This window comes from Microcystis aeruginosa FD4 (genome assembly GCF_009792235.1).
In the GTDB taxonomy this organism is placed as follows: Bacteria; Cyanobacteriota; Cyanobacteriia; order Cyanobacteriales; family Microcystaceae; genus Microcystis; species Microcystis viridis.
In genome coordinates this window covers 2,622,012-2,645,631 of record NZ_CP046973.1, presented here as the reverse complement: position 1 = coordinate 2,645,631, position 23,620 = coordinate 2,622,012, and the positions used below count along the sequence as shown (strand labels likewise).

The following is a 23,620-nucleotide window of genomic DNA, read 5'->3' as shown; positions in this document are numbered from 1 at the left end:
GTTAGGTGCGCCTGTTAGAATAGCAATCTGTTGTTGAGGTGCAGCACCATTGCCATCAGGATCGAAGAACAGATTTCCAGTAGCTGGATCATAGATAAATCGGTCATCGAAAATTTGGGTCTGAAACCCCGTCGTTCTACGACGGCTTTACCGTTAAATATTAGCGCATTTACACCATATATGCTAAAATGTGAGACATGGAAAAAGCCTATTCGTTTCGATTTTACCCAACACCCGAACAAGAGTCGCTATTGCGGCGCACATTGGGCTGTGTAAGATTAGTTTACAATAAAGCTCTCCATCTCAGAACACAAGCATGGTACGAAAGACAAGAAAGAGTAGGATATGCTCAAACTTCTTCAATGCTAACCGAGTGGAAAAAGCAAGAAGAATTAGACTTTCTCAACGAGGTAAGCTGTGTACCTTTACAACAAGGTTTAAGACACCTACAAACAGCTTTCACTAATTTCTTTGCTGGTCGTACTAAGTATCCTAACTTTAAGAAAAAACATCAAGGAGGAAGTGCCGAATTTACCAAATCTGCTTTTAAATTTAAAGACAAACAAATCTATTTAGCCAAATGCACAGAACCTTTACCTATTCGATGGTCAAGACAAATCCCAGAAAGCTGTGAACCAAGTACAGTAACAGTCAGATTGCATCCCTCTGGGCGTTGGCATATCTCAATAAGATTTGATGACCCAACAATTAAACCCTTACCCCCAACCGATAAAGCCATCGGAATTGACTTAGGAATTAGTAGCCTAGTAATTACCAGCGATGGTGACAAAATATCTAATCCTAAGCATTTTAAAAAGCATTATCAGAGACTGCGAAGAGCATCGAAAAGCCTTTCTCGAAAACAGAAAGGTTCAAAAAATCGGGAAAAAGCAAGAATCAAAGTAGCCAGAATTCACGCTCAAATCACCGATAGCAGAAAAGACCATTTACACAAGCTAACCACTCAATTAGTTCGTGAAAACCAAACGATTGTAGTTGAGAATTTAGCCGTCAAGAATCTGGTCAAAAACCCGAAATTATCTCAGGCAATATCTGACGTTAGTTGGGGAGAAATTACCCGACAATTAGCCTATAAATGCCGTTGGTATGGGAGAAATTACCTCGAAGTAGATAGATGGTTTCCTAGTTCTAAAAGGTGTAGTAATTGCGGGTATATTGCTGAGAAAATGCCGTTAAATATTCGAGAATGGGACTGTCCAAGCTGTGGGACGCACCATGACCGAGATATTAACGCCAGTAAAAACATTTTGGCCGCAGGACTTGCGGTGTCAGTCTGTAGAGCGACCATAAGACCAGAACAGAGTAAAACTGGGGCGGCAGGTGCGGAACCCCGCAAGGGAAAGAAGCAGAAACCCAAATCGTGAGGTTTGGGAATCGCCGTCCGTTTTACGGCGGCGAGGATGTCAACACTATCAACCGCAGTCTTTCCTAAGACAAACTGAGAGTCTGCGAGAACCCCATCGGGGGTTAATCCTCCACCAAAACCCGTTGCCGAAATAACAATGCGATCGCCCTCACTACTGTCAAAATCTTCGATAGTATCTATCCCTTCTGTGGGACTCTCAAAGACAAAACTATCGCTGCCCGTCCCCCCTGTTAGGGTATCATTGCCACCACTTCCCTTGATAATATCATCCCCTTCTCCTCCATCAAGAAGATCATTTGCGGCTAACCCATCCAGAATATCTTTGCCAGCGTTGCCACTTAGATTATCATTGCCAATTGTCCCAAAAAGGATTTCATCCCCTGTACTATCCAGTTGAGCAGTGGCTTGCCACATATCATCTGTCCAATCAATAGTCGCTTGCCAAGTTTCAGGAGTCCATGCTGTTGTCGCTTGCCAAAGCATCACTCGTCCACTGAGTTGTGGCATCCCAAGCTTGATTAACCCATTCTGTTGTGGCATTCCAAGCCTCTACTGTCCAATTACTCACTGCACCCCAAGCATTTTCTCCCCACCCTGTAATGGCATTCCAAGCATCTTGTCCCCATTGTTTGGCAGCATTCCAAGCCGCTTGAACAGATGCTTTAGCAAATTCAATGGCATAATCGATACCGTAAATGACAGCCCCAATGAGTTGACGATTTATTTCTGTAGTGCCACGAAAAGTTAATACACTCGCTACATAAGCCCCTGTTGTTGTCGCCCCTGGAATAGGCGTGATTGCCCCTAATCCTGCGATGATAACCTGAATCGCAAAATAATCAGGATCTGGTAAATAGGTAAAAAAAGCACTGCTGAGAGTGTTTGTGCTACCAACTGTATCTATTCCTAAACCACTTGGTTTAGTCAAGCCACTCGACTCAGTTTTTGGAATAATTACAGGATGAAGATGGGCATCAACAGGATTAGGAAATGAGGAAGGGACAAGTAATTGATTGGATAAAACATATTGTCCAGAAATGTAACGAAATCCTGCCATACTCACTATGTCGATAGAAGGGATATAGTGAGTCACTTTTTCTGCACCACCGAAACTATTAGCCGCACTCGTTGAAATACCTGGGGCATTAAACGTAACAATATCTCCTAAAGCACCTTGAGAAGAATAATCTGCCGCTACCCATTGGGTTAATGCTCCACCCAAACTATGACCTGTAATGTGGGGTTTTACCGAGAGATTATCCTCTGGCTGACTTATTTCCTCAAGCCATTGATTAACACCCCCTCGATTAGCCGTAAATTGACCATAACCAATACCATTGGGATTAGCATCATCCCAGACATCTGTTCTTAATTGATCGGGCTGTGTCCCCCGAATCGCCAAAACGGGAGCTTTTCCTTCATCATAAATTGTTCCCGTCGCAAACGCCCAAGAGGTATCCTGTGCTTCTAAATTATTAAGAGTTTCTTGGACTTTCTGATAGGAGGATGAATTTACAAAATCTGGACCGAGAAATTCTTCTAAATCTGTCAATAAGCGATCTTTTTCTTGGTCACTCTCTTTGCTAATTTCGCTATGGACAGGATTGCTGATTAAAACAAAGAAATTTTCATCCGAAGTTAATCCTGTTGCCTGAAAACCTGTACTGCCATCGTTGAAAAATTGATCAACTCGATACCCTAAATCTCCATAAGACAAACTACCGTTAAAGTCAATATCGTCTCCTTTATCCCAATTCTGATACGCTGTATCCCTTGCGAAAATCTCAAAATTAGCATTGCCTCCATAATTAACAGGGGTATCTCCTAATACTGTGATTTCAACTTCTTTACTGGTTTCTCTTGGGGCAAAGGTTAATGTCCCTGTAATGGGTCGGTAATCTATTCTGTCGTTCCCCGTTACACCATCTACTGCCGTTCCTACGAGGGTAAAATAGTTAACAGTAACTTCTACATCAACCGCTTCTGAGAGAATCACAGGGAATTTAAGGGTTGCCGTTTGATTACTTCCTTCTGCTACAGCAACATAAGCATCTTGTATATTTAACCCCGGTGCAATGGTTTCAACCGTATAATTCCATGCTGTTCCTTCATCATTAGTTGCTACAATGATCTCTAACTGATCAGAATCCCCTTCAGGAATTTGAACCGTTCCCGTCTTGCTTCCTCCAACAAATCCTGTTTCTAAGATATTCCTTCCTTCATAACGAATAATGAAGTTATCAGGAATCGTATTCGTTGCACTAGGATATCCGGCATAAGCACCATTAAGGGTCGTAGCAGGAAGAATCTCAATGGAAGGTAAAGTTATATTACCTTTTTGCCAATCTTGTGCCAAGTTAAGGGCAGTAATCGTCACAAAACTGTCTCCAAAGGCAAGTCTCATCTTGTCAATAAATTCTGGACTGGTAGCGAATTCCTGAAGAGAGTAAGATACGCTTTCCAGAGATTGGGAGAGAATTTGGCTAAACCTAAGAGATTGGTTCATTGTGTTGTTCCCAAACAAAAAATGGGGAGCATCTCACCTTTGTAACCCCTAAATCAGGTGTTTATACCATTTTTCAAAAGTAATGACAGAGATGGTTATGCCTGGTGCATCTCAATTTTGTCGAAATATCCAGATGACATTTTGGGCGCACGCGGTGCGCCCCTACCATTGGCGAAATAATATTATTGTAGGGGCGAATTGCATTCGCCCTCTTTGAACAACTTCTGCTGCTCACCTTAAGTGAGAGAAAATCACCAATAGGATACCATTTTCTTTATTCGCGTCACAACGAATGCAGGCTTGGCAAGCATTCGAGCGTGGATGTCTGTCATGGATTTAGAAATTTGGTATTATGTCAAGCTATTTTGAAAGCCTTGCTAGAAACCAGTTTTATGGATAAGTATAATTACTCACTTGCATAAATGAGATGCTCCCAAAGGGAAAAAAATGTCAATACGTTGAGTCTATAGGCAATGTTAGAAACTGTAACAAAAAAGAAAGAAATTTTTAACAATCACAGTAGTTAGGGCTTGCTGAAAAAAGCTGAAATGCTTGTGGTGCTTAAGATAATTGGGTAATTACTACGGCGGATTCAGGCTCAGTCTGGTACATCTTCTAAAAGGAGTTGTCTGTGCCAGATGGATAGAGGAATCGGCGTATAGCTGATTTTAATCTAGCAACGCCAAAACTCAAACTGTGGTATAATCCTTAAACTTGTCTTTGGGAAAGTCCAGTGCAATTCTGGTACTGTGCCGCAGCTGTAATCAAGTAAAAAGTAAAAAGAGTACATCTTCCCTTTTTCCTTGCGAGTCAGAATGCCAATTACAAGCTTTTGATCGGTAGTATAGACAACTAATTTTCTAACTACTTCTCTGCGTCGCATGGAGAACAAACAACGGTGAATTGGTTAGTTAAGGCAAATGCTTGTCCAGGTTTATTTTATGGAACTGCTGCCCAGGATGGGTTTTTAATTCGTCTCCGCACCCCCGGTGGATGGCTCAATTCTCCACAGGGAAAAGCGATCGCCACTTGGCTCGAACAATGGCAGAGTACAATACAAGTTACCAATCGGGCAAATCTGCAAATTCGCGGACTGCAAAAATCCCCCAGTTTAGAAGAATTTCAAACCCTGCAAAAATTAGGGTTAGCTGCCCATAATCCCAGTATCGATCATCTGCGTAACATCATGTCTAGTCCCACTGCCGGAATTGACTGCCAAGAATTGATCGATACTCGTCCATTAGTCCAAGAATTAGATAATTTTATCCAAAATTATCCATCAATTGCCCAACTAAGTCCTAAATTTAGTATCGGGATCGATGGCGGTGGTGCAGTGGGAATTGGCACCGGTTCAACTATGGCCTGGCAACACCGCTATAACGAGATTCATCTGTCAGCAATTGCCCTCAAGAATCCGACAAATTTAACTTCTATTGTTTGCTTTCGATTAGCACTCGCAGGAGATAAACAATTATACGACACGGACTTATTAATTGAGCCAGAAAACTGTTTAGCTGTGGTCAAAGCTTTAGTAACGGTTTATCTCGATTATGTTCAACAAACCCCTAATATCAAGGGGAAAAAACCGCGGATGAAACACCTGCTCAAAGATTGGGGATTGGCCAAATATCTCGAACAAGTTAACTCTCAATTACAGCGGACTTCTACTGGAATAATACAACGGCAAGAATACCAGCAAGCTGCCCATTCCACTCAACCCTATTTTCATCTGGGAATTCATCCTCAAAAGCAACCCGGATTGTCTTATATTGGCCTATCATTAAGATTAGGACAATTGACGGCTAATCAACTATGGGGATTAGCGGCACTATCAGAAACTTTTGGCAGTGGTCAGTTACGATTAACCCCTTGGCAGACTGTTATATTACCCGATATTCCCGATGAAAAAGTGTCAGAATTGTTGCCAAAACTGGCATCACTAGGATTATCCGCTTCTCCCGGATGGGATGCGGGGATAGTTGCCTGTAGCGGTAAACCGGGTTGTGCAGCAGCGGCCACTGCAACTCAAATTCATGCTTCTCTCCTAGCAGATTATTTGAAAGAACGCTTAACCTGCAATTCTCCTGTTAATATTCATTTGACAGGTTGTGCTAAATCCTGCGCTCAACCAAGTCCAGCCGAAATTACCCTTTTAGGAACTACTATCGAGCAAAATGGCCAAATACTGGAAGCTTATCAAGTCTATCTGGGTGATAGTCAAAAATTCTTAGAAACACCCATATTTGAGGGAGAATTTACCAATATTCTCCCGCTCATAGCCCAAATTTTAAGCTCCCAAAAATCGAAAAATTTAGATGAATAGAATGGAATACATTAAGAATGGTGAGGAAATTTACCGCAAATCTTTTGCTATTATTCGGGCTGAAACTAACTGGAAAAATCTCCCCGATGATTTAGCTCATGTGGCGGTTCGTCTAATTCATTCCTGCGGGATGACAGACATAACAGAAGATTTAGAAGCATCACCGGACGCGGTTAAAATCGGACGAAATGCCCTCGCTGGGGGTGCAGCAATTCTCTGTGATTCTCAAATGGTCGCTAATGGCATTACCAAAGCCCGTTTACCTAAAAATAATCCGATTATTTGTACCCTCAATCACCCAGAAGTGAGCGAGTTAGCACGGCAAATTAATAATACCCGCTCCGCTGCCGCTTTAGAACTTTGGCGACCTCATTTAGCTGGAGCGGTGGTAGCTATTGGTAATGCACCGACAGCACTTTTTCGCATACTAGAATTGCTCGATCAAAATGTAGATAAACCAGCTTTGATTTTAGGGTTTCCCGTCGGATTTGTAGGAGCGGCAGAGTCGAAAACAGAATTAGCAACTAATAGTCGTGGCGTGCCATTTATTACCCTGCACGGACGTAGGGGAGGCAGCGCAATCGCAGCAGCAGCAGTCAATGCTTTAGCAAAAGAGAACGAATTATGAATAAATTAGGCAAACTTTATGGATTAGGAATCGGGCCTGGTGATCCCGAATTGTTGACGCTAAAAGCACACCGGATTCTCACAACTGTTCCGGTAATTGCCTATCCTACCTTAGAAAGTGGCAAAGTTTTGGCAAGGGCAATTGTGGCGGATTTTATCCGTCCCGAGCAGATAGAAATTCCCATGCCTTTGCCTTTTAGTGTCGAGCGCAGTTCTCAACCTCATTATGATATTGCCGCGGAAAATATCGCCGAACAGTTAAACTTAGGTCGAGATGTGGCGGTTTTATGTGTGGGCGATCCGATGTTGTATGGCACATTTATGTATATCTTTAATCGCTTGTGCGATCGCTTTTCCATTGAAGTTGTGCCGGGGATTTCTTCAGTGATGGCAAGTGCAGCAATGCTGGGTGTACCTATCACTTATCGAAATGACGTATTTAGTATCATGCCGGCTACTTTAGAGGCGGAAATATTGCGGGATCGCCTAGCATTTATCGATGCAGCGGCGATTATTAAATTAGGCAGACATTTCGCTAAAGTTCGTGATATTCTCCAGGAATTAGGATTATTAGAACGCGCCCTCTACATCGAACGAGCAACCTTACCCAATCAGCAAATTATTCCGATTACCGAAATCGATCCAGAGGCTGTTACCTACTGGTCATTAATTCTGATTCCTAGTAAAACTAAACCCCAATAACTCTATAGACATAGTTAAATCTTCTATTCCCTACCTGACAGAACCTATAGGGTTTAGATGATATTATGAGAATGTCTTTTTCTCCTGAATCTATCCGCAATACTAGCGTCAGCGATCAAGCGACTAATAATGATGCTCTCGGATTTGAGCCTTATGTAATAGCGATCGCTGAATTTTTGTTGCACCAGCAGACACAACCACCCCTAATACCATTTTTCTTTATTCGTAGCAGGCATAACCGGGTGCATCTCCTGCTGGTGATTTTCTCTCACCTATAGGTGAGCAGCAGAAGTTGTTCAAAGAGGGCGAAGGCAATTCGCCCCTACAATCATATCATTGCGCCAATGGTAGGGGCGCACCGCGTGCGCCCAAAATGTCATCTAGATATTTCGACAAAATTGAGATGTACCAGGCATAACCATCTCTGTCATTACTTTTGAAAAATGGTATAACATAATAAAAATACCACCGTAGGCCGCATAAGCTCGTCCAAAATTAACGGGTTGTAAAGTGGGAACAATACCATATAAAGCTAATATAAATACTCCTAAAATAGCAAACCAAATACTTTTTTTCCCTCGTAACCAGAGCCAAAATAGGTAGCCGCCACCAATTTCACAAATTCCTGCTAGGATAAACAATAATAAAGACTGAAACATAACTATTTTCTTGGGTAAATTTTAAATTTTAAGTAGGTAGGCACAATTATTTGTAGGATGGGTTAGCGCACTTCGTAACATAATCGGGCGTTGGGTTTCATGCTTCAACCGTTCGGACCTCGGCGTGAGCTTTTGTCGAACGCTGATCTCACGGCCGAAGCCCAACCTACGTTCATCTTATATTTAATTCCACCCACCCACTTAACTTAAATGAATCCTTGCCGTGCTAATATCTGTCAGAAGACTGACAAATCCTAAAATTCAAACATTTTTGCTAACTTTAGGTAAAAACTTCATAGTAAATTTACTTTAATCTTTCTGACTACTCAATATCAATGGTATAATAAGCTGTTAATCGTTTAAAATGGGTATTCGTAACACGGGCTTCTAGCCTGTTACAAGTAGGATGCTTGTGTTACATAACTGTTTTAAATGAGAAAAAGCTTATAAAGCGTAAGAGAATTTTTAAATTATCTAAAAATTTTCATAATTGTTCTTATAATTCCTAGATTTTAAGATGAGAATAATCTTAATTGAAGACGAACCAGACTTAGGTAATGCTATTAAAAAAACTCTGAATCAACATAATTATATTGTTGATTTGGTGTTAGATGGTCAACAAGCTTGGGACTATTTAGAGACACCATCTTTAAACTATGATTTAGGTATTTTTGATTGGTTGTTACCCCATCTATCTGGGATAGAATTAATTAAACGTTTAAGAAAACAAAATAATCCTTTACCGATCTTAATGTTAACAGCTAAAGATAGTTTAGAAGAGCGAGTAATTGGTTTAGATGCTGGTGCGGATGATTATTTAGTAAAACCTTTTGGGATGGTAGAATTATTAGCAAGAATTAGAGCTTTACAAAGACGCTCTCCCCAATTACAACCGCAACAGCTAGAGGTAGGTAATTTGACTTTAGATTATGCTACTAATACGGTAAAATATAGGGAATCATCGGAAAATATTAAAATTATTGAACTAACTAGCAAAGAATTTCAATTATTAGAATATTTTATGCGTCATCCTAATCAAATTTTAACAAGAGATCAGCTTTTAGAGCAACTTTGGGAAATTGGTTTAGAGCCTGTTAGTAATGTGGTTGCTGCTCAAATTAGATTATTACGCAAGAAACTAGCTCAATATCAATGTGATGATTTAATTGAAACTGTTTATGGTTTAGGTTATAGATTTAATAGTTAATAGTTATCTCAATTCTGAAATTTGTATGAAACAAAATCAATTATTTTCTCAAACAAAGTGGCGATTAACTACTTGGTATGCAGGAATTTTAACGATGATTCTCGGTTGATCAGGTTTAGGAGTTTATCAAGCGATCGCTCATGCTCATCGCATTACAATTAATCAAGAATTAAAAACCGTAGCTGGTACAATCCATGATAGTCTTGAACCAATTTTAGAACAACCTGGAGTTTTAAAGCAAGATGTTATTAATATTTAACCTAATTTATGTTTAACTAATAGTGATTGTATTGAAAGAACCAATAATTATCATTTATTAGGTGCAATTTATCAAGAAAAATATTATTTTCAGTTTTTTGATTTAAAATATAATTTAGGGGCTATTTCTGGGATTCAACCTGAAGGATTAAAGATTAATTATAGTGATCAGGAATTAAAATATTTAAAAGATATTCATCAAGTTCGTTATCGTCAAATAACTATAGAATTACATAATAAAAATGGTCAAGATTGGGGTTATATTCAAGTCGGTAGAAATTTACAAAATTTTGATAATTATGTTAAAACTGTTAAGTTATTAATTTTATTAATTTTACCGATAATTATAATTTTAGTAATAATTTTTAGTTGGTATTTAGCCCGAAAAGCGATGCAGCCTATTTATCAATCTTATCAACAAATTCAACAATTTACCGCCGATGCAGCCCATGAATTACGCACTCCTTTAGCAGCAATTAGGGCGACTATAGAATCAACTTTAATGGCTGATACTTTCACGGAAATAGAAGCCAAAGAAACCTTACAAAACCTCAATAAACAAAATCAAAGACTTTCCCAATTAGTAGCTGATTTATTGATGCTTTGTCGAATAGATCAAAAGTTAGAAATCAACAGTCAAATTACTAAAAATATAGTTAATATTCAAGATTTAATTGATGATATTTATGAAGAATTTTATGCTTTGGCTACTATTAATCAAATTAACTTAATTAAACAAATTGAAGTTGAACGATCTTTAAAAGTTAGGGGTAATGAAGAACAATTATATCGTTTAGTTGCTAATTTAGTGATCAATGCTATTAATTATACTGAAGCAAAAGGTCAAGTAATTTTAAATTTAAATCAGAAAAATGACCAAGCTATAATTAAGATTATAGATACAGGAATTGGCATTCCAGAAACAGAACAAAACCTGATTTTTAACCGTTTTTATCGGGTTAATAAAGCTAGAAGTAGAAGTCAAGGAGGTTCGGGTTTAGGGTTATCTATTGCTAAGGCGATTGCGCAAAGTCATCAAGGAAAAATTGAAGTCAAAAGTGAACTGGGAAAAGGGAGTATTTTTACCCTGATACTCCCCATAATTTGAACTGAAAATATGGCAAAAACCAAAATTTATTGATACCATTTCTGATACCATTGCTGCATTTCATTAATTTCTGCGGTTTGTGCATTAATAATATTTTGTCCTAATTGCTGCATTTCTGGATGGTTATTATCATTACCTAACATCATTTGGGTCATCATTACACCCATTTGATGGTGGGGTATCATATCCTCAATAAAAGCACGGTCAAAGTCAGACGCATTTTCCAGCGCAGTTAGATCACTTTGAGTCATTCTCATTCCCATACCATTCATTCCCATACCATTCATTCCCATACCATTCATTCCCATACCATTCATTCCCATACCAGGCGACCATTTTGGTACATAAATACCATGCCACTGTTTATACCAGCTTTGCATCTGTGCAATTTCTTGGGTTTGGGTGGTTTTAATCGCTTGCGCTAATTCCTTAATTTCGGGGTGTGTTGCGCGTTTTAAGGCTAAATCAGCCATTGCGATCGCATCTTCATGGTGGGGAATCATCATCACGATAAAATGTTGCTCATTCATCATTCCCCCCATCATCGGAGTATTGTTAGGTGAAGGAGTCTGAGAGTAAAGTGATGGAATCAAAAAATTTGCTTGAGGATTAAATATAGGTAATATTGCTAAAGCGGTAACAGCACTACCTGTAAAGAAACCAGCAAGACTATAAACTAATAATTTCCTGTTCATAACACATTCCTCTTAAGATAAATCATGGATTACAAGGTAAAAGCCTATTTGACTGATAGCTAAATTAAATGCTTTATAGCTAGTATTCTTCAATGATAGCTTCTAATTATGAAATCAGAATGAAATAAGATTGAGATATTTCCGAAAAAAGGTTTTTAGCGATTTATCCTTATTTCATTCCTAAGATCAGCAAGGTCTTAATTTCTGATCACTCTAGTCGCATTAAAAATCGCTATCAGAGCTACCCCAACATCAGCAAAAACTGCCTCCCAAATAGTTGCCACCCCAAAAGCCCCCAAAATAATAAATGACCCTTTTATAGCCAAAGCAAAAATAATATTTTGCCACAAACAATTGTATGAGTTTTTTGAGCAATTTTAATCGCATCAGCCACTTTCGAGGGTGCATCTTTCATAATCACTACATCTGCTGTTTCAATCGCTGCATCTGAGCCTAAACCACCCATGGCCATACCTAAATCTGCTCTCGCAATAATAGGAGCATCGTTAATACCATCACCTACTACCGCAATTTTATCTTTACCCTGAGATTGACGGATTAATTTTTCTAAATATTCTAATTTTTCCTCTAGTAATAATTCAGACGCATAGGAATCTATGGCAATTTTTTGAGCAATTTGATAAGCAATAATTTTATTATATCCTGTCAACATAACATTGTTTTCAATTCCTAACTGTTTTAATCGAGAAATTGCTGAAACTGCATCTTGTTTAATCTTATCAGCAATGATAATATAGCCAATATAACTATTATCTACTGCCAAATGAACTACTGTTACTTCAACATCAAAAGTATTATGTTCAATATTTTCTCGATGCAAAAATTTATCATTTCCAGCAATCACAGATTTACCATTGACTAAAGCAGCTATTACATAACCTGCTAATTCTTGATAATTTTCTACTTGTGAATTATCAATAGATTGATTATAAGCTTTGCGAATAGATTGGGCTATGCTATGGGATGATTAGATTGAGCTTCTACTTGTGATGCTAAGGATAATAATTCCGTTTCAGTACATCCCTTTTCAGGTACTATTTCTGTTACTTCAAAAACACCTTTTGTTAAAGTTATTGTTTGATCAAAAACTACTGTTTTAACTTGCACAAGGGAATCAAGATACATCGCTCCTTTAACTAAAATTCCCCTTTTAGCAGCACCACCAACACCGCCAAAATAACCTAAAGGAATACTAATTACTAAACCACAAGGACAGGAAATTACTAACAGAATCAACGCCCGATAAACCCATTCAGCATGGATGGTATTAGGAATGAATAAAGGAGGAATTAAAGCAACTGCTAAGGAAGCAAAGACAACTACTGGAGTATAATATTGAGCAAATTTAGTAATAAATTTCTGGGTAGGTGCTTTTTTATTACTAGCATTTTCCACTAAATCTAAAATTTTAGCAATGGAAGATTCACCAAAAAGTTTAGTAACTTTAATCGTTAAAACTCCCGTTTGATTGATCATTCCTGCTAATACTATTTTCCTATTATAACAGTGCGTGGTACTGATTCTCCTGTTAATGCTGAGGTGTTAACTTGAGAATTTCCTTTAATAATTTCACCATCTAAAGGTATTTTTTTCTTGATTTGACAAGAATTAATTCCCCGACTTTGACGATTTATGGAGAAACTTTTTCTATGGTATCATTAATTATAAGATTAGCATAATCAGGACGAATTTCTCATAAAAATTTAATAGATTTGCGAGAACAACTGACCGCTAAATCTTGAAAAAGTCCGCCAATTTTTAAAAATAGCATCACAGCCACAGCTTCGGGTAACTTGTGAATAGCTAATGCTCCTAAAGTTGCTAGGTTCATTAAACAGTTTTCATCAAAAAATCTTAGTCTTACAATATTTTTTCCGTACTCATTAAGACATTCCAACCTACGAAAAGATCAGCGGTAATAAATACTATATATTCAGCTATAGAGTAAAAAGTATTATGTATTGATTTTCAAAAGTAAACCCTACTATAAACAAAATACTAATTAAGACAACGGACATTACTTCTTTTCTGAGGTTAAAATCTTCGACAGCATGATTAGGAACATGACTATGGTGGTTATGGTCGTGACTAGAACCGCAACAGCTTTCACTGCTCTGATACAAGTTGTTACTCCGTCAGCTTTCTGCTGTGATCAGTAAACAGTGAACTGAAAACTCAAATCCGATCCCTGATAGCTGTATCCTGTCTCGGAGTCTCCCGTCTCGGAGTCTCCTGTCTCGACTAGGAAATTAATTTTGCACGACTACTTATGGAGAAATTGTTTAAATACTGGATTAATACCGACAATCTCCGATATTGGCTTTCCCCTACTTCTGTCAGGCAGTCAGGTCTATCACAATCTTAGCTGATCTCTTGACCCCTCACAACTCCACTCACTATCCACAAGTTTTTTAGTACATTTGTTTGCGGATAAAAAACTTGTTTCTGGGCGGGGAATCCCTACAATAGGAAGCAGGATAATTAGTAGCAGATGAAAACCGATGGGGCAGTTTTTTAAACAAACTTTCGCTAGTTGCTTGGGAACTTTATTGGGATTATTGGTATTTTCAGCCCTAGGTGTGGGGGGATTAGCATTTTTACTGCTTTCTTTCCTTAATTCTAGCGATAGCTCCTCAGTTAAGGAAAAATCAGTCTTAGTCTTTAACTTAGCCACCAATATCAGCGATGCTCCCCCTAGTTCCAGTTTAGCCGATAGTTTGACCGGTGAGAGTACGACCACTTTAAATTTGCGACAAGTGATAGCGGCGATCGAAAAGGCCGCCCTTGATGATAATATTGTTGGTCTGTTGCTCTACGGTCGCGGCACTGTCGGTGAATATGGCTATGCTACCCTGACGGAAGTGCGGCAAGCTTTGGCAAAATTTCGCCAATCGGGTAAAAAAATTATCGCCTACGATGTGGAATGGACGGAAAAGGAATATTATCTCGCTTCCGTTGCTGAAAAGGTGATTATTAATCCCGTAGGGAGAATGGAAATTAATGGTTTAATTAGTCAACAAACCTTTTTTGCCGATGCACTAGAAAAATATGGTGTGGGGGTGCAAGTGGTAAAAGTGGGTTCTTTTAAAGGTGCAGTGGAACCCTATACGCGTCAGGATTTAAGTGTCCAGAATCGTCAGCAGCTGCAAACCCTACTCGATACAATTTGGTCTAATTATAGTGCCACAGTGGCCAAAAGTCGCAATTTACCCCCCCAACAAGTGCAAACTATTTCTGATACTCAAGGTATTCTGGAAGCAACCACAGCGAAAAAGGCGGGTTTTGTTGATGAAGTGGCCTATTTAGATCGGGTAATTGCTTTAGCAAAGGAGTTGACAGGAGAAGCAAAAAATAAAACTAATGAGGAGGGAAATTCTGGCTCCTTTTCGCAAATTTCTTTAGCTAATTATGCTAGTTCTCTCGATGATGAGGGGGGAGATAGTAGCGATCAAATAGCGATAGTTTATGCAGAAGGAACAATCGTAGAAGGTCAGGGAAATAGAGGCGAAATCGGTGGGGATAAATTGGCTAAGGAACTGCGAAAATTACAAGAGAATGAGGAGGTAAAAGCGGTAGTTTTGAGAATTAATAGTCCGGGGGGAAGTGCCACCGCTTCTGAGGTGATTCTGCGGGAAATTAAGCGTTTAGATGCGAAAAAACCAGTAATTATTTCTATGGGTGATGTGGCAGCTTCTGGGGGTTATTGGATTGCGATGGGGGGTCAAAGAATTTTTGCCGATAATGATACGATTACTGGTTCGATCGGTGTGTTTGGATTATTGTTAAATATTCAGAAGATTGCTAATAATAATGGCATCGATTGGGACACGGTAAAAACTGGACAATTAGCTGATATATCTACTATTACCAGACCGAAAAATCCCCAAGAATTAGAAATTTATCAAGCGGCAGTTAATCGGTTCTATGATTTATTTATCGAGACGGTGGCCCAGGGGCGAAAATTATCCCCAGACAAGGTTAGAACTGTGGCCCAAGGTCGTGTCTGGACGGGAAAAGATGCGGTCAAAATTGGTTTAGTTGATCAAATTGGTGGTCTAGAAGTGGCAGTACAATATGCGGCCAAAACAGCTAAATTAGGAGATGATTGGAGTCTTAAAGAATATCCTCGATCGCAAAGTTGGCAAGAAGAACTTGTCTCTAATTTATTGCAAACCTATCTTCCTCCTCTAACTAAAAATAATCCCCCTTTGACGCAGGAATGGCAAAATTTTCAGCAGGAATTATTGAAGTTACCTACATTTAATGATCCCCATAGTGTTTATGCTAAGTTACTTTTTAATCTCGATTTTCGCTGATATTAGGTAAAAATAATGCCCGCTAATTCTGAAATTGTTTGACAAAAATTTCTATGAATCGCCCTAATAGCGTTATTCTCGGTTTAGCCTATATTTTGGGATTGTTATCTACAGGTCTGCTAGATTTTAGTCCGCAGTTAAACCGATGGCAAGAAGTGGTAATTAGAATTGTTATTATTAGTCTAATTACCCTGTTAACCACAACTTTTATCCGTCGTTTTTGGTGGCAAAGTCCCCCGCAAAAAATTTGGCTGATAGCGGGATTAATAGCTATCTTTGCCGTTGTTTATCTAGAAATTCGCACTCCTTACCCCAGCGCAAACGATATCAGTCATCTTTTAAAAAATAATGTGGTTAACTCTATTAAAATCACGGGCAGTATTATATCAGAAATTCGTCTCAATCGCCGAGAAAATTTGCAATTTTGGTTAGAAGTAAAAGAATTTAGCCTCAAGAATTTACCAAAGGAAAAATCCACGGGTAAACTCTACGTTACTCTACCAAATCTAGCAGAAAATCAGGTTTACCCCGGACAAGAAATAACAGTTAAAGGATTACTTTATCGTCCCCGTCGTGCGAATAATCCCAATGCTTTTGACTTTGCTAATTATCTAGCGCGTCAGGGTGCTTTTGCTGGTTTAAAAGGGGAAATAATTATCGATAAAAAATCACCGACTTGGGGAGTTTGGCAGATTCGTCAGCGCATTGTTGAGGCACAAATTCAAGGAATGGGCCAAGAAAAAGGGACTTTATTAAGTTCGATTACCCTCGGACGACAAGCGGTTAATTTACCAGCAAAAATCACTGATTTATTTATTAAAACTGGATTGGCTCACATTTTAGCCGCTTCTGGCTTTCATGTGTCTATTTTGTTGGGATTTGTTTTAACTGTTACTCGCAATTTATCCGCCAAAAAACAGTTTATTATTGCCGTTAGTATCTTAATAATTTACGGCACTTTAACAGGGTTACAACCTTCAGTTCTGCGGGCGATTTTGATGGGAATTGGTGCATTAATCGGTCTGCTTTATAATCGACAAGTTAATAGTTTAGGCTCCCTGTTACTAGCGGCTACCATGCTATTATTATGGCAACCTCTCTGGATTTGGGATTTAGGATTTCAGTTAAGTTTTTTAGCAACTTTGGGATTAATTATTACCGTTCCCTTACTGAAAAATAAAATTGACTATTTACCTAATTTAATCGCTGAACCTATAGCTATTAGTCTAGCTGCTACTCTCTGGACTATGCCTTTATTAATGTATACCTTTAACTCGATCGCTCTTTATAATATCCCGATTAATATTATCACAACTCCCCTAATTACTCTAATTAGTTTAGGAGGAGTTTTTACTGCTTTTTTAGGCTTAATTTATCCCCCTTTGGGCAGTATCGGCGCTAGTATTCTCTATTACCCTCTAGAGTTATTACTGCAAATTACCACCTTTTTTAGTCTGCTTCCTTTTAGTACCTACTCCACGGGTAAATTATCTTTAGGAGTGATGCTAATTATTTATATTTGCCTTACCTTAATCTGCTTTAATATCTGGTTTCGTCAACGCTGGCATTTAATCGGTTTATTTATCCTCACTGTAATTTTAATACCGATTATTTATCAGCATTTAACTTTAACTCAAGTGACAGTTTTAGCAACCAAATCGCAGCCGGTAATAATTATTCAAAATCGAGGAAATACTCTCTTAATTAATGGGGAGGAACCCGCAACAGCACGTTATACAGTTTTGCCCTTTTTGCGACAGGAGGGAATTAATCAAATACAAGGGGCAATAACCGTCAATAATTCGGCGCAATTCTCAACTATCAGTGAGAGCATACCGATCAAAAAGACTCTTAATTTATCCCAGTTAGAAAAATTTAATCTCGGCGAAATTACTGGACAATTGCTCGAGAAAAATTTATTTAAATTTCAGGTAAAAAATCAATCCTGGCTATGGATTGTCAACCCGAAAAATCCCGTTAATTTATCCCAAGAAGTCAGCCCCCTAGTGTTATTATGGCAGGGAAGTAATCTAGATAAACAATGGTTAGAGTTAATTCGACCTCAAACAGCGATCGCTGTCACTAACAATCTCTCCCGTAATACCAGAAATCAACTGAGAAAAGCCGGTATTAAGACTTACTGGACTGGGAGAGATGGAGCGATTCAATGGACAGCAAAAAATGGATTTCAACCCTTTCTAATTAATGAGTAATTTGTACCACCAAAACTGAACAGGGAGCATGATGCACCACATAATTACTGACACTACCTAAGATTAACTCAGATAAACCCGATCGACCGTGACGACCAACAATAATTAAATCTATCCCCTCTTGCTGGGCAACTTGACAAATTTTCTGTCCCGGATCACCAATATAATAATCAGCCCGGGCTGTGATATTATCTTCCTTAGCTCGATCGACTAAACCGTTTAACCAAGCTTGTAATTCCGCCTGCATTTCTTCGGTGATTTGTTGTTCTAAGGCGATCATATCGGGGGGATAACCGCCACCATAACCGATCAGATTACCATAAATAAAAGTTTCCGTGTAGGGAGTCAAAGGTTTAGATAGACTATAAATAATCCGCAACTCACTAGCGTAGGTTTTCGCTAAGAGGATAGCCGTATTCAATACCTCTGGAGTGACATCTTGATAATCCACAGCCACGAGAATTTTATTATAGAGTTTGTTGGTATCTCGATCGACTGAGATTGTTTCCGTATTATTCATAGAATTGCCTCCTCGATAGCAGATAAGCTCAGGGATAAAAACCATTGCCAGCAATACCCCGGGGAAATAGCAGAAAATTGCTGAAAGCTGTTGACTGATAGTTGACGATCCCCTACCTCTAGTGTGACATTTTTAGGATAATATAGCTGAATTACCAAAAAAATTAACAATTTACCCTACTGTCACCCCTTGTCCTAACTTATGGCAGTTATCTTAATAGTGAGGTATGAGGTTTTCGTTTTGGGGAGACTCCAAGACGATACCCGATCAGGTTATACTTCATCTTTATGAGAAACGCCGTAACTAGAAAAATGGCCAATTAATCGGATAAATGCAATTTTTGTCTTTTTCTCTTGCCTTGACAGATTTTCCCAGAGCAGCTGCAGTATATAATCCAAATTAGAGCGAGTTCTAAACCAACAACTTATGATTAGTCGCTACATTGTTGCATGGCTCCCGATGATCGTAATAGGAATTAGTAACGGTATTCTCAGGGAAAGCACCTACGGAAAATATCTCGATGAACTGCGCGCTCATCAAATTTCTACCCTGACGGGAATCCTCTTTTTTAGCCTTTATATTGGCACTCTTGTCTATTTTTGTGGTCTAGAATCCTCTGGTCAAGCAATTACTATCGGTTTAATTTGGTTAGTATTAACAGTGGGTTTTGAGTTTCTGTTCGGTCATTTTATCGCCGGTCACTCTTGGTCAAGATTAGGGCAAGATTATAATCTTTTAGCGGGACGAGTTTGGATTTTTGTTCTCCTGATCATTACTTTTGCTCCCCTACTATTTTATCAACTTTTTTCTTAATTATGAAAGCTATTATCATTAATCGCTATGGCGATAGTAATGTTCTCCAATACACAGAAATAGAAAAGCCAATTCCCCAAGCGAAAGAAGTCTTAATTAAGATTATGGCAGCGGGAATTAATCCGATTGATTGGAAGATTCGTCGGGGAATGCTCAAAATAGCCACAGGTAATAAGTTTCCCCTGCAATTAGGTTTTGATTATGGGGGAATTATCGTTGAAAAAGGTAGTCAGGTGGAACAATTTCAGATCGGAGATGAGGTTTTTGGTTTTCTCAATCAATTGCCGGGTAGAACCTATGCTGAATATGCAATTATTCCCGCTTCCCTGTTAGTTAAAAAACCGCATAATCAGAGTTTTATTGAAGCTGCCGCCACTCCTTTGGCTGCTTCTACCGCTTTGCAAGTCTTGCGCGATTTTGGCAATATTCAAGCAGGAAATCGGATTTTAGTTAATGGTGCATCGGGAGGAGTGGGTAGCTTTGCCGTGCAGATAGGGAAAATTTTCTCCGCGCAAGTAGATGGAGTTTGTAGTAGTAAAAATATCGATTATGTCACCTCTTTAGGAGCAGATAAAGTTATAGATTATACCCAAGAAAATTGGAGAAAAACTGAGCATAAATATGATATAATCTTCGATGCTGTGGCTAAGTCTTCTTTTTGGCACTGTCGTCAGCTTTTAAAACCTCAAGGAACCTATATAACCACCCTACCAAATCCAGGGATTATCCTCTTAAATTATCTCGGTGCTTGGTTGCCCCAAAAAGGGAAACTGATATTTTTTGCTCAAGCACAAGCGTCTGACTGGCAATTTCTCAAAGAAGCGATCGAATCGGGAAAATTAACTGTTAGAATCGATCGCACCTATACTTTTTCCCAGGTGGTAGAAGCTCATAATTATAGTGAATCGGAAAGAGTGCGCGGAAAAATAGTCTTGATCCCCGATTAAGGATAAATCAGGCTGATAGCAGTTATCTTAATGGTGGGGTATGAGGTTTTCGTTTTGGGGAGACTCCGAGACTCCGAGACAATCGGCCCCTAACATTTTTTGGGCGCACGCAGTTCGATAAACTCACTGACCACGGTCCATTGGCGCGATAATGTTATTGTAGGGGCGAATTGCATTCGCCCTCTTTTAATAACTTCTGCTGCTCACCATTTGATTAGAAACCCTGTAACTTGATCAATAGTTAGGTATTTTCCCGATTTTTTGGGGAACGAGTAAATAATTTTAAGTAAGTAGAAACAGAGAATTCCTTAATTGGAAAGGTGATAAAAGTCAAGGGATTAATAGTAATAATAACATTGCGGCTATCTCTTTGTACCGCCTTGATAATCTGTTTAGCCACCCAATCAGCGGACATAATACCCACAGGATTTAAATTACTCTTAAAAGGGCCAAGAATTAGCTTTCTCACCACACAGGGAGCATCTAAACGACGCAGGGTAATCAGATCACCGATCGCTCGTTTACTGAGTTCGTAGAGGGGACTAAAGGCAGGATTAACCTCTGCTTCCGAGGTATTCACCCAGACTTCCTTGCGGGCAATTTGCTCGTTAGTGCGGACAGTTTTGAAGAATAATTCCATTAAACGCCAGACCGAAAAAGTATTCACTTGGTAGGCTAATTCGATCGCTTCTGGGGTTCTTTGGCCGTGGACATTAACGCCGTGATTTAAAATCAGTATATCTACAGACTTAAATAGGTTCTCAAGTTGCGTTTCTTCACCGATTTGCCATTTTACGGTTTTTACAGGTAGGGATTCGCCGTTAATTTCAATAGCGATCGCATTCTCCCCGGAAGTGAGCGCGATCACCTTGGCTCCCTTCAGTTGTAGGTACTTTAACAGCGATCGCCCTAAAGTTCCATTCGCTCCGGTAATGGCGATCGTTTTACCCTTGAGAGAAAGTGCCGTCCCCATCAATTTATCCATAAAGGTGAAAGTTCCACAATAATAAGCCTTTTGGTTATCAAAATGGTGTCGCCAGTGGTAGGTACGATTAACGCGCCATGGAGCCGGTAAACTCTCAAATTGCCCCGGACGATGGGTTAAATCGGTTAATTCGTCCAGATTTGCCATACCTAAACCTCGACCGATCGCCGTACTGAGAAAAGCCAAAGTATAAAGCGATCCTAACCAACCCAACCAAGGGCGATCGAACCCCCAAGAGTAGGCCAGTAGTACAGGTAAAACACTAGAAGCCAACATGACCAAGGCCTCTGGTACATCATTGTACCAGTGCGCCTTGCGATAAATTTCCTCGCTCATGACCGACAGATCGGGACGAAAAACCCGATGATGCCAGACGTGCAGACGATAAAGGGGCTGCCAATGGTGGGCCAGAGCATGATAGCAATCACGCACGATCTCCACCCAAATAATTGAGCCACAAATCAGTCCGACACAGAGGAGCAGGTTTGACATAGGGGATAAATGTTAAATTTTCTCAACGAATGTAAACAAAGCAATCTTAGCCGAAAAAGCGCATTTATCGGGAAAAAGGAACCAATAGCCTGAAAAAATGGGGTTTCTTTCCCGAAAAAACTTAAGATTCCGTTAAAAATTTTAACAATTTTCGGTAAAATAAAGCAAGAAATAAGCTTCTACTGGAACAGTTACTTAACCTGAGTCGATTATGGCAGAAAATTATTGGTCGCGAGAGGATGATAACGAAGAATTAGACCCGATTGGTTCCCTCCTATCTGACTGGTCCGATCCCGAAGACGAGGAGGAGGAATTTAGGAGCGAAATTTTTCAAGGCCGATCGGGACGCAGACAGAAAGCGGCTTTTAGCCTCATGGCGATCTGGACAATAATTATCGCACTTCATTGGCTGAGTTGGGGTTATTGGGCAATTATCGCCCTAACTATGGTACTATCGGCGCAAGCTTTGCGGCTGCTGTTCACGAAACCAGAAACGCCACCAATTCCTTTACCAGATTGGGATTTAACCTCTGTCCCCAGGGTTTCCCTCTTAGTAGCGGCCAAAAATGAAGAAACCGTAATCACGAAGCTGGTTAATTATCTCTGTCATCTAGACTATCCCCAAGATAAGTTAGAAGTCTGGATCGTCGATGACTATAGCACCGATAACACCGGTGCAATTCTCGATCGCCTTGCTTTAGAATATCCCCAATTAAAAATTCTCCATCGTCCTGCTAATGCCGGAGGTGGCAAATCTGGCGCCTTGAATCAGGTTTTATCCCTGACTAACGGGGAAATTATCGGCGTATTCGATGCGGATGCGGGATTATCCTCCGATTTACTGCGTCATGTCGTGCCGATGTTCGACACTCGAGAAGTGGGTGCGGTACAGGTGCGAAAAGCGATCGCCAATGCCGCCGAAAACTTCTGGACAAAAGGACAAGCGGTAGAAATGATCTTTGATAGCTGTTTCCAACAGCAACGGATTGCGGTGGGAGGGATCGGAGAATTGCGCGGAAATGGTCAATTTGTCCGTCGTAGTGCCTTAAATCGTTGCGGGGGTTGGAATGAACAAACGATCACCGACGATCTTGATTTAACTATTCGTCTCCATATCGATAATTGGAAAATTAATATCTTAAATTTTCCCGCAGTAGCGGAAGAAGGGGTGACAACTGCGATCGCTTTATGGCATCAGCGCAATCGTTGGGCCGAAGGTGGTTTTCAGCGTTATCTCGACTATTGGAAAGCAATTTTAAAGTCTCCCATGCCTTGGCCGAAAAAGTTTGATTTAATTGCTTTTTTGATCGTTCAATATATCTTACCTGCGGCCGCTATTCCCGATCTTTTAATCACTATTACTCGTCATCAAGCCCCGATTTTAACTCCTTTAACTGGTTTAGCTCTTTCCCTTTCTGTCTGGGGAATGGTGACAGGATTAATCCGAGTTAATACGGGTAAAAAATTCACTTTTGCTCTCGGTTTAGACATCCTTGCTCAAACCATTCGCGGCATGATTTATATGATGCACTGGTTTATTATTATTCCCAGTGTCAGCCTGCGGATGGCTTTGCGTCCTAAACGTTTAAAATGGGTGAAAACCGTTCATCTGGGGGAACATCTCAGTGCCGAGGTCTAAGAGCAATTAGGGTTTGCTAAAAAAGTTTGTTGGTGGGGTTAGGAGTCAGGAGTCTCCGACTCAGGAGTTTCAGGCTTTGTTGCGGTGAGGATGTCAATCTCAATGCCTTAACAATGGAACAGTCAAACTAGGAGCCGTATGAGGTAAAAATCTCATGTACAGTTCTGAATGGGAGAGGAGGTCGGTGACGACCTTCTCGACC

The 23,620-nt window shown here is 39.7% G+C and carries 20 protein-coding genes, 2 pseudogenes and 1 riboswitch; of the genes and pseudogenes, 12 read left to right on the top strand and 10 right to left on the bottom strand.

All coding sequences use genetic code 11. The features are described from left to right. Positions 1 to 197 precede the first annotated feature (197 nt). A complete protein-coding gene (locus GQR42_RS13440; RefSeq protein ID WP_158200350.1) occupies positions 198 to 1,385 on the top strand; it encodes an RNA-guided endonuclease InsQ/TnpB family protein in 1,188 nt (395 codons plus the stop codon). A gap of 257 nt (positions 1,386 to 1,642) precedes the next feature. Here the strand turns inward: GQR42_RS13440 and GQR42_RS28785 are convergent. Continuing rightward, positions 1,643 to 1,801: pseudogene (locus GQR42_RS28785) on the bottom strand (hypothetical protein); the annotation flags it as partial. Positions 1,802 to 1,835: 34 nt separating this feature from the next. Further along, positions 1,836 to 3,893 (bottom strand): Calx-beta domain-containing protein, encoded by a 2,058-nt coding sequence (locus GQR42_RS13430; RefSeq protein WP_158200349.1) that lies wholly within the window; start codon positions 3,891 to 3,893, stop codon positions 1,836 to 1,838. A 700-nt stretch (positions 3,894 to 4,593) separates the two neighbouring features. Then, a riboswitch (cobalamin riboswitch) is annotated at positions 4,594 to 4,734 on the top strand. A 57-nt stretch (positions 4,735 to 4,791) separates the two neighbouring features. On the opposite strand from GQR42_RS13430, the gene cobG reads away from it, so the two are divergent. The 4 genes from cobG (at position 4,792) to GQR42_RS13410 (ending at position 7,823) form a co-directional block, all read left to right on the top strand. Further along, positions 4,792 to 6,216, top strand: a complete 1,425-nt coding sequence (gene cobG, locus GQR42_RS13425; protein WP_158200348.1) for a precorrin-3B synthase — start codon at positions 4,792 to 4,794, stop codon at positions 6,214 to 6,216. Position 6,217: 1 nt separating this feature from the next. After that, entirely contained in the window at positions 6,218 to 6,844 is a 627-nt protein-coding gene (locus GQR42_RS13420) for a precorrin-8X methylmutase (protein WP_158200347.1), read from the top strand. After that, positions 6,841 to 7,545: a precorrin-2 C(20)-methyltransferase gene (gene cobI, locus GQR42_RS13415; protein WP_158200346.1), complete on the top strand. Its 705-nt coding sequence runs from the start codon at positions 6,841 to 6,843 to the stop codon at positions 7,543 to 7,545. Before GQR42_RS13420 ends, cobI begins: the two co-directional genes overlap by 4 nt. Before the next feature lie 71 nt (positions 7,546 to 7,616). After that, positions 7,617 to 7,823: a hypothetical protein gene (locus GQR42_RS13410; protein WP_158200345.1), complete on the top strand. Its 207-nt coding sequence runs from the start codon at positions 7,617 to 7,619 to the stop codon at positions 7,821 to 7,823. A 102-nt stretch (positions 7,824 to 7,925) separates the two neighbouring features. Here the strand turns inward: GQR42_RS13410 and GQR42_RS13405 are convergent, their stop codons facing one another. After that, a complete protein-coding gene (locus GQR42_RS13405) occupies positions 7,926 to 8,204 on the bottom strand; it encodes a YnfA family protein (RefSeq protein WP_158200344.1) in 279 nt (92 codons plus the stop codon). Between the two features lie 517 nt (positions 8,205 to 8,721). Between GQR42_RS13405 and rppA the strand changes: the two genes are divergently transcribed. Both rppA and rppB read left to right on the top strand, forming a co-directional pair. Further along, complete coding sequence (gene rppA / locus GQR42_RS13400) at positions 8,722 to 9,411, top strand: two-component system response regulator RppA (protein WP_158200343.1); 690 nt, start codon at positions 8,722 to 8,724, stop codon at positions 9,409 to 9,411. 271 nt (positions 9,412 to 9,682) lie between these two features. Further along, positions 9,683 to 10,777: pseudogene (gene rppB, locus GQR42_RS13395) on the top strand (two-component system sensor histidine kinase RppB); the annotation flags it as partial. A gap of 26 nt (positions 10,778 to 10,803) precedes the next feature. On the opposite strand, the gene GQR42_RS13390 reads toward rppB, so the two are convergent. The 5 genes from GQR42_RS13390 to GQR42_RS28770 all read right to left on the bottom strand — a co-directional run bounded on the left by GQR42_RS13390 (position 10,804) and on the right by GQR42_RS28770 (position 13,324). Then, positions 10,804 to 11,472 (bottom strand): DUF305 domain-containing protein, encoded by a 669-nt coding sequence (locus tag GQR42_RS13390; RefSeq protein ID WP_158200342.1) that lies wholly within the window; start codon positions 11,470 to 11,472, stop codon positions 10,804 to 10,806. 316 nt (positions 11,473 to 11,788) lie between these two features. After that, positions 11,789 to 12,412: an HAD-IC family P-type ATPase gene (locus tag GQR42_RS28780; protein ID WP_233271410.1), complete on the bottom strand. Its 624-nt coding sequence runs from the start codon at positions 12,410 to 12,412 to the stop codon at positions 11,789 to 11,791. Positions 12,413 to 12,444: 32 nt separating this feature from the next. Beyond that, positions 12,445 to 12,969, bottom strand: coding sequence for a P-type ATPase (locus GQR42_RS28775; protein ID WP_257792638.1), 525 nt, complete (start codon positions 12,967 to 12,969; stop codon positions 12,445 to 12,447). 11 nt (positions 12,970 to 12,980) lie between these two features. Beyond that, positions 12,981 to 13,079 (bottom strand): P-type ATPase, encoded by a 99-nt coding sequence (locus GQR42_RS29540; RefSeq protein ID WP_257792646.1) that lies wholly within the window; start codon positions 13,077 to 13,079, stop codon positions 12,981 to 12,983. Positions 13,080 to 13,186: 107 nt separating this feature from the next. After that, positions 13,187 to 13,324: a hypothetical protein gene (locus GQR42_RS28770; RefSeq protein ID WP_233271391.1), complete on the bottom strand. Its 138-nt coding sequence runs from the start codon at positions 13,322 to 13,324 to the stop codon at positions 13,187 to 13,189. 670 nt (positions 13,325 to 13,994) lie between these two features. Here GQR42_RS28770 and sppA point away from each other — a divergent pair. After that, a complete protein-coding gene (gene sppA, locus GQR42_RS13380; protein WP_158200341.1) occupies positions 13,995 to 15,809 on the top strand; it encodes a signal peptide peptidase SppA in 1,815 nt (604 codons plus the stop codon). 53 nt (positions 15,810 to 15,862) lie between these two features. Next, on the top strand, positions 15,863 to 18,022 hold the full coding sequence (locus GQR42_RS13375; protein WP_158200340.1) for a ComEC/Rec2 family competence protein: 2,160 nt from the start codon (positions 15,863 to 15,865) through the stop codon (positions 18,020 to 18,022). Here the strand turns inward: GQR42_RS13375 and GQR42_RS13370 are convergent. Continuing rightward, on the bottom strand, positions 18,012 to 18,542 hold the full coding sequence (locus GQR42_RS13370; RefSeq protein ID WP_158200339.1) for a universal stress protein: 531 nt from the start codon (positions 18,540 to 18,542) through the stop codon (positions 18,012 to 18,014). The genes GQR42_RS13375 and GQR42_RS13370 overlap by 11 nt on opposite strands. A 426-nt stretch (positions 18,543 to 18,968) precedes the next feature. Between GQR42_RS13370 and GQR42_RS13365 the strand changes: the two genes are divergently transcribed. After that, entirely contained in the window at positions 18,969 to 19,355 is a 387-nt protein-coding gene (locus GQR42_RS13365) for a hypothetical protein (RefSeq protein WP_158200338.1), read from the top strand. A 2-nt stretch (positions 19,356 to 19,357) separates the two neighbouring features. Next, positions 19,358 to 20,302 (top strand): NAD(P)-dependent alcohol dehydrogenase, encoded by a 945-nt coding sequence (locus tag GQR42_RS13360; protein ID WP_158200337.1) that lies wholly within the window; start codon positions 19,358 to 19,360, stop codon positions 20,300 to 20,302. A gap of 241 nt (positions 20,303 to 20,543) precedes the next feature. On the opposite strand, the gene GQR42_RS13355 is transcribed toward GQR42_RS13360, so the two are convergent. Next, positions 20,544 to 21,779, bottom strand: a complete 1,236-nt coding sequence (locus GQR42_RS13355; RefSeq protein WP_158200336.1) for a bifunctional sterol desaturase/short chain dehydrogenase — start codon at positions 21,777 to 21,779, stop codon at positions 20,544 to 20,546. Between the two features lie 211 nt (positions 21,780 to 21,990). On the opposite strand from GQR42_RS13355, the gene GQR42_RS13350 reads away from it, so the two are divergent. Further along, a complete protein-coding gene (locus GQR42_RS13350) occupies positions 21,991 to 23,418 on the top strand; it encodes a glycosyltransferase (RefSeq protein ID WP_158200335.1) in 1,428 nt (475 codons plus the stop codon). The last annotated feature ends 202 nt before the right edge of the window (positions 23,419 to 23,620 follow it).

Excerpts from the sequence above, each read along its gene's own strand:
- GQR42_RS13440 (WP_158200350.1), top strand. The coding sequence starts at position 198 with ATGGAAAAAGCCTATTCGTTTCGATTTTACCCAACACCCGAACAAGAG.
- GQR42_RS13430 (WP_158200349.1), bottom strand. The coding sequence starts at position 3,893 with ATGAACCAATCTCTTAGGTTTAGCCAAATTCTCTCCCAATCTCTGGAA.
- GQR42_RS13420 (WP_158200347.1), top strand. The coding sequence starts at position 6,218 with ATGGAATACATTAAGAATGGTGAGGAAATTTACCGCAAATCTTTTGCT.
- cobI (WP_158200346.1), top strand. The coding sequence starts at position 6,841 with ATGAATAAATTAGGCAAACTTTATGGATTAGGAATCGGGCCTGGTGAT.
- GQR42_RS13410 (WP_158200345.1), top strand. The coding sequence starts at position 7,617 with ATGTCTTTTTCTCCTGAATCTATCCGCAATACTAGCGTCAGCGATCAA.
- GQR42_RS13405 (WP_158200344.1), bottom strand. The coding sequence starts at position 8,204 with ATGTTTCAGTCTTTATTATTGTTTATCCTAGCAGGAATTTGTGAAATT.
- rppA (WP_158200343.1), top strand. The coding sequence starts at position 8,722 with ATGAGAATAATCTTAATTGAAGACGAACCAGACTTAGGTAATGCTATT.
- GQR42_RS13390 (WP_158200342.1), bottom strand. The coding sequence starts at position 11,472 with ATGAACAGGAAATTATTAGTTTATAGTCTTGCTGGTTTCTTTACAGGT.
- GQR42_RS28775 (WP_257792638.1), bottom strand. The coding sequence starts at position 12,969 with ATGATCAATCAAACGGGAGTTTTAACGATTAAAGTTACTAAACTTTTT.
- GQR42_RS28770 (WP_233271391.1), bottom strand. The coding sequence starts at position 13,324 with ATGAACCTAGCAACTTTAGGAGCATTAGCTATTCACAAGTTACCCGAA.
- sppA (WP_158200341.1), top strand. The coding sequence starts at position 13,995 with ATGGGGCAGTTTTTTAAACAAACTTTCGCTAGTTGCTTGGGAACTTTA.
- GQR42_RS13375 (WP_158200340.1), top strand. The coding sequence starts at position 15,863 with ATGAATCGCCCTAATAGCGTTATTCTCGGTTTAGCCTATATTTTGGGA.
- GQR42_RS13370 (WP_158200339.1), bottom strand. The coding sequence starts at position 18,542 with ATGAATAATACGGAAACAATCTCAGTCGATCGAGATACCAACAAACTC.
- GQR42_RS13365 (WP_158200338.1), top strand. The coding sequence starts at position 18,969 with ATGATTAGTCGCTACATTGTTGCATGGCTCCCGATGATCGTAATAGGA.
- GQR42_RS13360 (WP_158200337.1), top strand. The coding sequence starts at position 19,358 with ATGAAAGCTATTATCATTAATCGCTATGGCGATAGTAATGTTCTCCAA.
- GQR42_RS13355 (WP_158200336.1), bottom strand. The coding sequence starts at position 21,779 with ATGTCAAACCTGCTCCTCTGTGTCGGACTGATTTGTGGCTCAATTATT.
- GQR42_RS13350 (WP_158200335.1), top strand. The coding sequence starts at position 21,991 with ATGGCAGAAAATTATTGGTCGCGAGAGGATGATAACGAAGAATTAGAC.